This is a genomic window from Comamonas testosteroni (assembly GCF_000761245.1).
Classification (GTDB): domain Bacteria; phylum Pseudomonadota; class Gammaproteobacteria; order Burkholderiales; family Burkholderiaceae_C; genus Comamonas; species Comamonas testosteroni_C.
In genome coordinates, this window is record NZ_AWOR01000089.1 from 78,899 (window position 1) to 90,680 (window position 11,782).

Here is an 11,782-nt window from a genome sequence, read left to right on the forward strand (position 1 = left end):
GAGACAAGCATGAGCAAGCGTCTGGAAGGAAAGATTGCATTTGTGACCGGTGGTGGCTCCGGTATCGGTGCCGCAACGGCTGAGCGTTTCGCCCAGGAGGGGGCAAATGTTGTGATCTGCGGCCGCCGCAAGCAGCCTCTCGACGAAGTCGTGGCCAGGATCAAGGCGGCAGGCGGCAGTGCCGAGGCCATCGTGGCCGACGTGGGCAACGAAGCCCAGTTTGTCAGAGCGCTGGAGCAGACTGCCAAAAAGCATGGCGGCCTGGACATTCTGGTCAACAACGCCATGGCCTACACGTGGGGCGGTATCGACGGTATGACCACGGCTGACTGGCATGCCAATTTTTCCACCTCGGTGGACGGCACTTTCTGGGGCACCCGCACGGCGCTGAAGCTGATGAGCGCCAAGGGTGGCTCCATCGTCAATATCAGCTCCATCTGCGGCATGCTGGGCACACCCTACATGTCGGGTTACTCAGCGGCCAAGGCCGCCATCATCAACTTCTCGCGTGCGGCGGCTGCCGAAGGTGCGGCGGCGGGCATCCGTGTGAATGTGGTGATCCCCGCCGTGGTGGAAACCCCCGCCACGGCCGGCATGCTGGCCGATGAAGCCTCGCGCAAGAACACCGAAAAACTCATTCCAATGGGGCGCGTGGGTCAGTCCAGCGAGCTGGCCAGTGCCGTGCTGTTTCTGGCCAGCGACGAAGCCAGCTATGTCACAGGTGCCGCCCTGCCCGTGGATGGCGGCCGTTCCGCGGTGCTGGTGACGGCGCTGTAAGAAAGAGGCTGAAGAGATGAGTGAATCCGTGAATCAGTGGCCACAAACGCTGGAAGAGCGTATTGACAGGCTGGAGTCGCTGGATGCGATTCGTCAGCTGGCTGGCAAGTATTCCCTGTCGCTGGACATGCGTGACATGGACGCCCATGTGAACCTGTTCGCTCCTGATATCAAGGTGGGCAAGGAAAAAGTGGGGCGGGCGCATTTCATGGCCTGGCAGGACAGCACGCTGCGTGACCAGTTCACGGGAACCTCCCACCATCTGGGCCAGCACATCATCGAGTTCGTGGATAAGGATCATGCCACTGGCGTGGTGTATTCCAAGAACGAGCATGAGTGCGGTGCCGAGTGGGTCATCATGCAGATGCTGTACTGGGACGACTACGAGCGCATTGACGGCCAGTGGTATTTCCGTCGCCGTCTGCCCTGTTACTGGTATGCCACCGACCTGAACAAGCCTCCGATTGGCGACATGAAGATGCGCTGGCCCGGTCGGGAGCCCTACCATGGCGCTTTCCACGAGCTGTTTCCGAGCTGGAAGGAGTTCTGGGCCAGCCGTCCAGACAAGGATGAGTTGCCGCAAGTGTCCGCGCCCGCGCCGCTGGAGCAGTTCCTCAAAACGATGCGCCGTGGCACACCCGCGCCGCGCATGCGCGTGCGCTAAGGAGTCGGCATGAGTCAAACGCTTTTCACGCCCATCCAGCTGGGCAAGATTGCTCTGCAGAATCGCGTGGTCATGGCCCCCATGACGCGCAACCGCGCCGATGCCGATGGCACGCCCACCGACATCATGGCCGAGCACTATTCCCAGCGCGCTGATGCAGGGCTGATCGTGGCTGAAGGTGCCTGGCCCGAGGTCACAGGTCAAGCCTATTGTCGTCAGCCCGGCATTGAAACTGCCGCTCATGTGCGCGGCTGGCGCCGTGTGACGGACGCCGTGCATGCGCGTGGCGGATCCATCGTGCTGCAGATCATGCACTCCGGTCGTATCGGCAGCAGCCATATCAAACCCGCCGGTGTGCGTTCCGTATCGGCGTCCGCTATTCAGGCTCAGGGCAAGATCTGGACCGATGCCGCAGGCATGCAAGATTTCGACCTGCCCCAGGCATTGACGACGCAAGAAGTGCGCAAGGCCATTGCCGAGCATGCTGCAGCCGCACAGCGCGCCATGGATGCGGGGTTTGATGGCGTCGAGCTGCATGGCACCAGCGGTTATCTGAGTCTGCAGTTCCTGCACTCAAGCACCAATCGGCGTTGCGACGAATATGGTGGCAACGCCAGCAGTCGCTCACGTTTCGCCGTGGAATGCCTGAGCGCCATGGGCAATGCAATCGGCATCGACCGCGTGGGTCTGCGTCTGAATCCCGGCAACACCTTCAATGACACTACGGACGAAAACTCCGCAGCAACCCATGCCGAGCTGATGCGTCAGGCATCCAAGCTGGGCATTGCCTATCTACATGTGATGCGTGCGGTGTTCGATCCTTCAATCGACGCCTTCAAGCTCGCTCGTGAGAACTTTGGCGAGAGTCTGATTCTCAACGACGGCTTTGATGCGCAAAGCGCCGAAGCCGCGTTGCAGGCAGGCGAGGGGCTGGCGGTATCTTTTGCGCGGCATTTCATCGCCAACCCCGATCTGGTGCAGCGCATGCGTCAGGGCCTGCCTCTGGCCAAGTTTGACCGCAACACGCTCTACACCCCCGGTGCCAGAGGCTACAACGACTATGCGTCTGCAGAAGAAGTGCAGACCGTCTGATCCATCAAGAAACTGAGTTCATCGTGTTGGCCGCACTCCCGTCTGGGGGTGCGGTTTTTTTTGGCACTGCGGGTTTTCACGGCTGTCGCAAGGGTGTCGGACCGGCCTGTTTCAAATGGCTGAAAGCAATCTAGTCTATTCCGCTGAACTGCATGCTGTTTCTGGTATGGCTGCTATTAAATTTGGGTAATGAAGCGGTAAATCGTTAGTCTCAATGGACGATGTTTGCAAAGGTTCCCCTCTTCAGAATCCTCAGCATCACTAAAGGAATTGGGTTGGAGGCCCCGACATCATGATGGAAATACGTGGACTAGCGTACGTTGTTGCCGAGAGCTCTGATTTGGATCGCTGGATCAGCTATGCACGTGATGTGCTTGGCATGATGCCAAGCACCACTGCCGATGGCGATCTGCTGATCAAGATGGATGAGCGTCAGTTCCGCTTCCAGGTTCAGCCTGGCAGCAATGACAGATACTCCGCATCCGGTTGGGAAGTGGCCAACAAGCAAGCCTTTGAGCAGGCGATCAAGGTGTTGCAGGCAGCTGATGTGCACTACGAAATGGGTAGCTCCGAACTGTGTGCCAAGCGGCATGTGCAGGAGTTGGCCATCGTGATGGATCCGTCCGGAAACCGTCATGAGATCGTCTGGGGCTTCAAGTCCGACTTCAGCCATTTCGCATCGCCCCAGGGGGTGTCGCGCTTTATCACCGGCGACTATGGTCTGGGCCACACCGTGCTGCCCGCTCCCGACTTTGACAAGACCGTGGCCTTTGTGCGCAATGTGCTGGGCTTTGGCCTCTCGGATATTTACAACTTCAAGCCCGCAGGCGATGCCGGCCCCACAGTCCGAATCCACTTCTTTCACTGCGCCAACGCTCGTCACCACAGTCTGGCACTGGCCGAATTCCCTTCTTCCTCGGGTTGCGTGCACGTGATGGTCGAGGTGGACAACATGCCAGAGGTGGGCCGCGCCATGGACCGCATGCAAAAGAGCCAGGTCAAGCTGTCCGCCACCCTGGGCCAGCACACCAACGACAAGATGATTTCGTTCTACATGAAGACGCCCTCCAACTTCGACCTGGAGTTCGGCTATGGCGGTGCCGTCATCGACTGGGATCACCACATCACGCACGAGTTCACGACCGTAAGCCTCTGGGGGCACGACTTCGGCGTGGGCCGCCCTGAAAACAACTGATAGGAGGCTTGGAGACATGGCCAATAAATTGATGACAGCGAAGGACGTTGTGGCATCCATCAAGGACGGCATGACGATCGGAATTGGTGGCTGGGGGCCCCGACGCAAGCCCATGGCCCTGGTGCGCGAGCTGCTGCGCAGCCCCGTCAAGGACCTGACCGTGGTGGCCTATGGCGGTGCCGATGTGGGCATGCTGTGTGCGGCCGGCAAGGTCAAGAAGTTGATCTTCGCCTTCGTGTCGCTGGACTTCATCCCGCTGGAGCCGTACTTTCGCAAGGCCCGCCAGAGTGGTGAGATCGAGGTCATGGAAATTGACGAAGGTCATATGGTGCTGGGCCTGAAGGCTGCAGGCATGCGTATTCCCTACATTCCCACCCGCGTCGGCCTGGGCACCGACGTGCTCAAGCACAACAGCTCCATCCGCCTTATCGAATCGCCCTACGACGGCAAGGAGTGGGTGGCGATGCCCGCCATCAATCTGGATGTGGCCCTGCTGCACGTGGATCGCGCGGACTCTCGCGGTGTCTGCCAGATTGCCGGTCCCGATATCTATATGGACGACTTGTTTGCCCGAGCCGCAACCAATACGTTTGTGAGCTGCGATGAACTGGTCGAGTCCAGCAGCTTCGAGTCGGAGCAAGCCGCGCGCCTGGTGTTCTGGGAGCGCTCTGAAACCACGGGCGTCGTGCACCTGCCCGGCGGTGCTCATCCATCGTCCTGCGCACCTCTGTATGGCTTTGATGTCAAGCACTTCAAGGAATACGTGGCCAGCAGCAAGGAGGAGGGCGGCTGGAGCAGCTACCAGCAGAAATACGTGCAGTGCACGGAGCAGGAATATCTGGAAAAAGTGGGTGGCATGGAAGCAATCAAGCGCCTGCCCTTGCCCGTGTTCTGAGGAGGCACAGAGATGAGTGAAATTGCATTGGTAGATCGCGTCATCTGCGCCGCGGCACGTGCCTGGGAAAACGACGGTGAGGTGTTGGCCACCGGCATTGGTCTGGTTCCGCGTCTGGCGGCTTCGCTGTGCATGCGTTCCATCAACACCGATCTGATCATGACCGACTCGGAGGCCTGGGTGGTCAATGAACCCGTGCCTGTAGGTCCACGAGGTGAATACAAGATCAAGCGTGAAAGCTGGATGGGTTTCTCGCGCATCTTTGACAACGTATGGGGAGGCAAGCGCCACGCCATGGTGGGTCCCGTGCAGGTGGACCGCTTTGGCCAGGGCAATATCTCCATGGTGGGCGGCGACTACGCTCGTCCCAAGTCCATGATGCTGGGGGTGCGCGGCTTCCCCGGTAATTCGATCAACCACGCCAACTCCTTCTTTGTGCCCAACCACAGCACCAAGGTTTTTGTCCCGGGTGAGGTCGATGCCGTGGGCAGCGTGGGCTACAACCCAGCGCGCCTGGCCAAGGGCTGGACGCTGGAGGAGACCACCGACATTCGCTTCATCTTCACCAATCTGTGCGTGATGGACTTTGGCGGACCCAGTCATCAATTGCGCCTGGTGTCGCTGCATCCCGGCGTGACGGCTGTGCAGGTCAAGGAGGCCACGGGCTTTCCGATCCATGTCCCCGAGAACGTGGGTGTGACACCTGATCCAACGCCCGAGCAACTGGCCTTGCTGGCCCAGCTCGATCCGCACAATCTGCGCGCTACGGCCATGGGAGCCTGATATGGATGATGCACCCAGTGAATTTGTGACACGCGAAGACAAGGCCGTCTACGAAACCGACGAGCCGGTGCTCTACAGCGTGGACAACGGCATTGCCACGGTCACCATGAATCGGCCCACGTTCAACAACGTGCAGAACTCGCAGATGACCTATGCGCTGGATGCAGCATTGCGCAAGGCAACCGATGACGATAGCGTCAAGGTCATCGTGCTGCGCGGCGAAGGCAAGCACTTCAGTGCAGGTCACGATATCGGCACACCAGGCCGTGACATCAATAAGTCCTTTGACCGTGCACACCTGTGGTGGGATCACACCAACAAGCCCGGGGGCGAGCAGCTGTTTGCCCGCGAGCAAGAGGTGTACCTGGGCATGTGCCGCCGCTGGCGCGACATCCCCAAGCCCATGATTGCCATGGTGCAGGGCGCTTGCGTGGCTGGCGGCCTGATGCTGGCTTGGGTCTGCGACCTGATCGTGGCCAGCGACGATGCCTTCTTCCAGGATCCCGTGGTGCGCATGGGCATCCCCGGTGTGGAGTATTTCGCCCACGCTCACGAGCTGCACCCGCGCATCGCCAAGGAATTTCTGCTGCTGGGCGAGCGCATGCCGGCAGAGCGCGCCTATCAGATGGGCATGGTCAATCGCGTGGTGCCGCGTGCCGAGCTCGAGGACCAGGTCTATGCCATGGCCCGGCGCATGGCGGCCCAGCCGCGCCTGGGACTGGCGCTGACCAAGATGGTCGTCAACAAGGCGGAGGAGCTGCAAGGCCTGCGCTCCACCATGGACATGGCTTTTGGCTACCACCACTTTGCGCACGCACACAGCCAGACCATGGGTATGGGGCAACTGGGCGGCCAGGACGCCAGGTCCATGGTCAAGGCCAACAAAGAAGAGTCAAGGGCATGAGCAATATGAACGATATGGGCGGTCTGCGCACTCCTCTTTGCGACCTGCTGGGGTGTCGCTACCCCGTCATCCAGACGGCCATGGGCTATGTGGCGGGGGCTGATCTGGTGATAGGTACGACCAATGCTGGCGGCTTCGGCTTTCTGGCCGGAGCCACCATTGCTGCAGACAGGATCGAGGCCGAAATCCTGCGCGTCAAGCGCGAGACCGACGACCAGCCTTTCGGGCTGAACTTTCACATGTTCCAGCCCAACGCCCAGCAACTGCTGGATCTGGCTGTGAAGTACCGGCTGCGTGCGGTGAGCTACGGCCGTGGCCCGGACAAGAAGGTCATAGGCCGGCTGCGCGAGGCGGGCATCGTCTGCATGCCTACCGTGGGAGCCCTGAAGCACGCCCAGAAGGCGATCGAGATAGGGGCCAATGCCATCACCGTGCAGGGCGGTGAAGGGGGCGGTCATACCGGCAGCGTGCCCACCACGGTGCTGCTGCCCCAGGTGGTGGATGCGGTCCAGGTCCCGGTGGTCGCCGCAGGCGGCTTCTATGACGGCCGCGGCCTGCTGGCTGCGCTGGCCTACGGTGCATCGGGCATTGCCATGGGTACACGCTTTTTGATGACCAGCGACTCCAAGGTTCCCGCAGAGACTTTGCAGCGCTATCTGGCGACAAAGGATGCGGAAAAGATCGCCATCTCGCACCTGGTCGACGGTATGCCCCAGCGCATGATCCCCAACGAATACCTGGCCATGCTGGAAAAAGCCAGCCCCATGAAGCGCTTGCGCATCGCCCTGGGTCTGGCGTTGCAGTGGAAGGCCGAGACCGGCATGACCACGGGCCAGGCCTTGAGCATCTTCATGAAGGCCATGCGCGAAGACTCTTCTTCCGTCGCCCAGACCGTGATGGCCGCCAATGCCCCCATGTTGCTGCAGCGCTCCATGGTGGATGGCAACCCTTCAGAAGGGGTGATGTCAGCCGGCCAGGTGGCCGCGCTGATCGGCAAGCTCGACAGCTGCGAGGAAGTGATCGGCGGCATCGTCCGCCAGGCCATGGACCGTCGCAACGCATTGAACGCATTGACTCCCGCATAACAACAAGCCAACGAGGCTGGATATGTCCACTCAACAATTTCACTCCAATATTCACGACAACGGTGTGGCAGAGCTGGTGATTGACCGTGCTCCCGTCAATGCCCTGAATGCCGCTGGCTGGAATGGCCTGGCCAAGGAAATCGAGGCGCTGGGTCAAAGCCCTGACGTGCGCGTTATCGTCATTCGTGCCGAAAACCGTGGCTTCTGCGCGGGTGTGGACATCAAGGAGCTGGCGACCAACGACAAGCTCATCATCGACGTGAACGCCGGCAACTACGCTACGTTCAAGGCCGTGCATCTGAACAAGGTGCCGGTGATTGCGGCCGTGCACGGCTTTGTGCTGGGTGGCGGTATCGGCATCTGCGGTGCATCGGACATTGTGATCGCCGCCGAAGACGCCACTTTCGGCTTGCCCGAGGTGGACCGGGGAGCCATGGGCGGTGCCGCCCATCTGCAGCGCATGTTCGGCGTGCAAAAGACCCGCTACCTGTTCTTTACGGGCGAGATGATTGGTGCGGCAGAAGCCCTGCGTCTGGGGGCCATCGAGCGCGTGGTTCCCCGCGAGCAGCTGCGCGACACCGCCATGGATATCGCCAACAAGATTGCCTCCAAGAGCCCCGCCATGATCCGCATCGCCAAGGAAGCGCTGACCGGCATCGAAGACGGCAACCTCGAAGACAAATACCGCTGGGAGCAGGGGTTCACCCTGCAAGCCTATATGAGTCCCGATTCCGCCGAGACGCGCAGCGCCTTTGTGGAAAAGCGCGACGCCAAATTCTGAGCATCACTAGCGCGAAGAGGAGACAACCATGGATTTGACATACACCCCAGCGCAAAAAGCGTTCCGTGCTCAGGTACGTGAATGGCTCAAGAACAATGTGCCTGCGCAACGACTGCAGAGCTATGACACCCGAGAGGGATTCGAGCAGCACCGCCAGTGGGAGGCCAAGCTGGCCGACGCCGGCTACAGCGCCGTGACTTGGCCCAAGGATCTGGGAGGCAGCGGCTGCGACCTGACCGAATGGCTGATCTTTGAAGAAGAGTACTGGGCAGTCGATGCTCCATCCCGCGTGAACCAGAACGGCATTCTGCTGCTGGGCTCCACGCTGATGGAATTTGGCACGCCCGAGCAGAAGGCTCGCTTTCTGCCCCGTATGGCCCGCTGCGACGATATGTGGGCCCAGGGTTGGTCCGAGCCCAACGCTGGCTCGGACATGGCGGCCATCAGCAGCCGCGCCATTCGCATGGGTGAAAAATTCATTCTGAACGGTCAGAAAATCTGGTCTACCCGTGCGATCTTCGCCGACTGGGTGTTCGGCCTGTTCCGTAGCGACCCGACATCGAGCCGCCATCATGGTCTGAGCTACATACTGGTGCCCTTGAATACGCCCGGCATCACCGTGCGCCCCATTCGTGCCATCAATGGCCGTGAGCACTTTGCCGAAATCTTCTTCGACGATGTCGAAGTACCCGTGGAGAACCTGCTGGGTGCAGAAGGCAAGGGATGGCATGTGGCGATGGCGACGGCCGGTTTCGAGCGCGGCCTGCTGCTGCGCTCTCCCGCCCGCTATCAGCGCAGTGCGCAGAAGCTGGTGGACCTGTATCTGCGCAATCAGGTCGATGCCGACCGCGATCACTCCATCCGCGATGCCGTGCTGCGTGCCTGGCAGGGGGCGGAGGCATACACGCTGTCTTCCTATCACACTGTGGGTCGCCTGAACAAGGGCGCACAGATTGGCGCCGAAGCCAGCACCAACAAGATTGTCTGGTCCGAGCTGGACATCATGATTCACGAAACCGCGATGCGCATTCTGGGCGCGCGTGCCGAGCTCATCGATGACGCCGAGGCCAACGAATGGCTGGAAGGTTTCCTGTTCTCGCAGGCCGGTCCCATCTACGCGGGCAGCAACGAGATCCAGCGCAACATCATCGCTCAGCGCATGCTGGGCCTGCCCAAATCCTGATCGGCAGGGAGACAACCATGGACTTCACCTTTACCGAAGATCAAATCGCATTCCGTGACTCGATCAGTCGCTTTCTGATGACCGAAGCAGCCCCCGAGCTGCTGCGCGACATCTGGGAAACCCCGACCGGTCGCTGCCCCGAGCTGTGGGCCAAGATTGCAGAACAAGGCCTGATGGGCCTGTCCGCCCCCGAAGCCGATGGCGGCATGGGCATGGCCGATGTGGACTGGGCACTGCTGTTGCAGGAAGTGGGCTATTACGCTCTGCCCGATTCCTTGACCGACACAGCCTATGTGGCCGTGGGCATGTTGAGTGCATTGCCGCAAGGTCATGAAGGCCGTGTCTGGCTGCCCAGGATTGCCGAAGGCAGCTGCCGCGTGGCCGTGGGCCATCCCGTCAACCTCAATGTGGCAGATGCCGCACTGGCCGATGTGCTGTTGCTGCCCCATGCCACGGCCACCGGGCTGGAACTGCACCTGATCAGGCCCGCACAGTGCGAGATCACGGCGCTGAGCAGTATTGATTCCTCGCGCCGCCTGTCACGGGTACGCTGGACGGCATCCGATGCCACCCGTTTGCTCGATGGCACTCAGGGCCAGAAGGTCTGGGAGACTGCCGGCGAGCGCGGTGCACTCGCCGCAGCTGCCCAGATGCTGGGCCTGGCTCAGCGCATGCTGGACCTTTCGGTGGACTATGTGGCGCAGCGCAAGCAGTTCGACAAGGTCATTGGCAGCTTTCAGGCCGTGCAGCACCATCTGTCGGACATCGTCACCAAGATCGAGTTTGCCAAACCCGTGCTCTATCGCGCCTTCTATGCGCTGCAGCACGGCGAACCCGATCTGGCCGTGCGTATCTCGCACGCCAAGCTCCAGTGCAGTGAAGCGAGCTGGTTTGCGGCACGCAACAGTCTGCAGGTGCATGGCGCCATGGGTTACACCTGGGAAGTCGACCTGCAGATGTTCATGAAGCGCGCCTGGGTACTGGACGCTGCCTGGGGTGACAAGGCATACCATGCGGCCCGCCTGACTCAGGGCCTGCTGCGCAGTCCGAATGCCCCCGTGGGTCCCGGATCGACTTTTGATCGAGAAATCGATTCATGTGCCTCCTGCTTTGCGCAAGATGCAATCAAGAACATTGCTGAAGAGGTGGCTGTATGAGTGCCCAGGCCTATATCGTTGATGCGCTGCGCTCTCCTACCGGAAAGCGCAAGGGCTCTCTTGCCACCGTGCACGGTGCCGACCTCGGCGCCCATGTGATCAAAGCGCTGGTCGAGCGCAACGACATTCCCGCAGCCGATTACGACGACGTGATCTTTGGTTGCGTGGACACCATCGGCTCTCTGGCCGGCGACATTGCCCGCACTTCCTGGCTGGCAGCCGGTATGCCCATGAACGTTCCCGGCACCACGATCGACCGCCAGTGCGGCTCGTCCCAGCAAGCCATTCATTTTGCGGCCCAAGCCGTGATGAGTGGCACGCAGGATGTGGTGCTGGCCGGTGGCGTGCAGACCATGACCGCGATTCCCATCTCCTCGGCCATGCTCGCCGGTCAGCCCCTGGGCTTTACCACGCCGTTTGCCGAGAGCAAGGGCTGGCAGGCCCGCTTCGGCAACGCGCCCGTCAACCAGTTCTATGCCGCCCAGCGCATTGCCGATCACTGGGGTGTGAGTCGTGCCGATATGGAAGTGTTTGCCAAGGAAAGCCACGACCGCGCTTTGAATGCGATTGCCGAGGGCCGCTTCGACCGTGAAATCGTGCCGTTCGGAGATTTCAGGATGGACGAGACGGCTCGCCTTTCCACTCTGGAGAAGATGGCCACTCTGGAGCCGGTGGACCCCAGCTATCCCTCCATCACGGCAGCTGTCTCCAGCTCCACCTGCGATGCAGCGGCTGCGGTGTTGGTGGTGTCTGAAGCCGCTCTCAAGCGCTACAACCTCAAGCCACGCGCCCGCATTCACCATATGAGCGTACGAGCCGATGACCCCATCTGGCACCTGACTGCTCCGATTCCCGCCACGGAATATGCGCTCAAGAAGGCTGGCATGACCATGTCCGATATCGACCTGGTCGAGATCAACGAGGCCTTCGCTTCCGTGGTCATGGCCTGGCTTAAGGAGACCGGCTACGACCATGGCAAAACCAACGTCAACGGCGGCGCGATTGCGCTCGGTCATCCGCTAGGAGCCTCGGGCGCAAAGCTCATGACCACACTGCTGCACGAGCTGGAGCGCACGGGCGGTCGCTATGGGCTGCAGACCATGTGCGAAGGTGGTGGTCAGGCCAACGTCACCATCATCGAACGTCTCTGACGGCACTCATGCAGGCACCGCAGTGCCTGCATCGCCCCGGATTTCAGGTATGAGCGTCTGGGCAAGTCGTCCAGAAAGCCAGCGGAGACAAGGACATGCAAGACGACGCGACAGC

At 60.8% G+C, this 11,782-nt stretch carries 12 protein-coding genes; all 12 read left to right on the top strand.

Translation table 11 applies throughout. The features are described 5' to 3' along the window. The first annotated feature begins 9 nt into the window (after positions 1–9). The 12 genes from P353_RS24450 (at position 10) to P353_RS24505 (ending at position 11,667) form a co-directional block, all read left to right on the top strand. Positions 10–777, top strand: a complete 768-nt coding sequence (locus tag P353_RS24450; RefSeq protein ID WP_034375540.1) for an SDR family NAD(P)-dependent oxidoreductase — start codon at positions 10–12, stop codon at positions 775–777. 16 nt (positions 778–793) lie between these two features. Next, positions 794–1,441: a nuclear transport factor 2 family protein gene (locus P353_RS24455; protein WP_034375542.1), complete on the top strand. Its 648-nt coding sequence runs from the start codon at positions 794–796 to the stop codon at positions 1,439–1,441. A gap of 9 nt (positions 1,442–1,450) precedes the next feature. Beyond that, entirely contained in the window at positions 1,451–2,533 is a 1,083-nt protein-coding gene (locus P353_RS24460) for an alkene reductase (RefSeq protein ID WP_034375545.1), read from the top strand. Positions 2,534–2,825: 292 nt separating this feature from the next. Continuing rightward, on the top strand, positions 2,826–3,728 hold the full coding sequence (locus P353_RS24465; RefSeq protein WP_034375548.1) for a VOC family protein: 903 nt from the start codon (positions 2,826–2,828) through the stop codon (positions 3,726–3,728). Between the two features lie 16 nt (positions 3,729–3,744). Beyond that, positions 3,745–4,623, top strand: coding sequence for a CoA transferase subunit A (locus P353_RS24470; protein ID WP_034375549.1), 879 nt, complete (start codon positions 3,745–3,747; stop codon positions 4,621–4,623). A gap of 12 nt (positions 4,624–4,635) precedes the next feature. Further along, on the top strand, positions 4,636–5,406 hold the full coding sequence (locus P353_RS24475; protein ID WP_034375551.1) for a CoA-transferase subunit beta: 771 nt from the start codon (positions 4,636–4,638) through the stop codon (positions 5,404–5,406). Between the two features lies 1 nt (position 5,407). Continuing rightward, a complete protein-coding gene (locus tag P353_RS24480; RefSeq protein WP_034375553.1) occupies positions 5,408–6,310 on the top strand; it encodes an enoyl-CoA hydratase in 903 nt (300 codons plus the stop codon). Continuing rightward, positions 6,307–7,395, top strand: a complete 1,089-nt coding sequence (locus P353_RS24485) for an NAD(P)H-dependent flavin oxidoreductase (protein WP_034375555.1) — start codon at positions 6,307–6,309, stop codon at positions 7,393–7,395. The genes P353_RS24480 and P353_RS24485 overlap by 4 nt, the downstream gene beginning before the upstream one ends. A 22-nt stretch (positions 7,396–7,417) precedes the next feature. Beyond that, positions 7,418–8,176, top strand: a complete 759-nt coding sequence (locus tag P353_RS24490; RefSeq protein ID WP_034375557.1) for an enoyl-CoA hydratase family protein — start codon at positions 7,418–7,420, stop codon at positions 8,174–8,176. Positions 8,177–8,204: 28 nt separating this feature from the next. Further along, positions 8,205–9,359 carry an acyl-CoA dehydrogenase family protein gene (locus P353_RS24495; protein WP_034375559.1) on the top strand — a complete coding sequence of 385 codons (1,155 nt, stop codon included), beginning with the start codon at positions 8,205–8,207 and terminating at the stop codon, positions 9,357–9,359. Between the two features lie 17 nt (positions 9,360–9,376). Next, positions 9,377–10,516, top strand: coding sequence for an acyl-CoA dehydrogenase family protein (locus tag P353_RS24500; RefSeq protein WP_034375560.1), 1,140 nt, complete (start codon positions 9,377–9,379; stop codon positions 10,514–10,516). Then, a complete protein-coding gene (locus P353_RS24505; protein ID WP_034375562.1) occupies positions 10,513–11,667 on the top strand; it encodes an acetyl-CoA C-acetyltransferase in 1,155 nt (384 codons plus the stop codon). The genes P353_RS24500 and P353_RS24505 overlap by 4 nt, the downstream gene beginning before the upstream one ends. Positions 11,668–11,782: the final 115 nt, after the last annotated feature.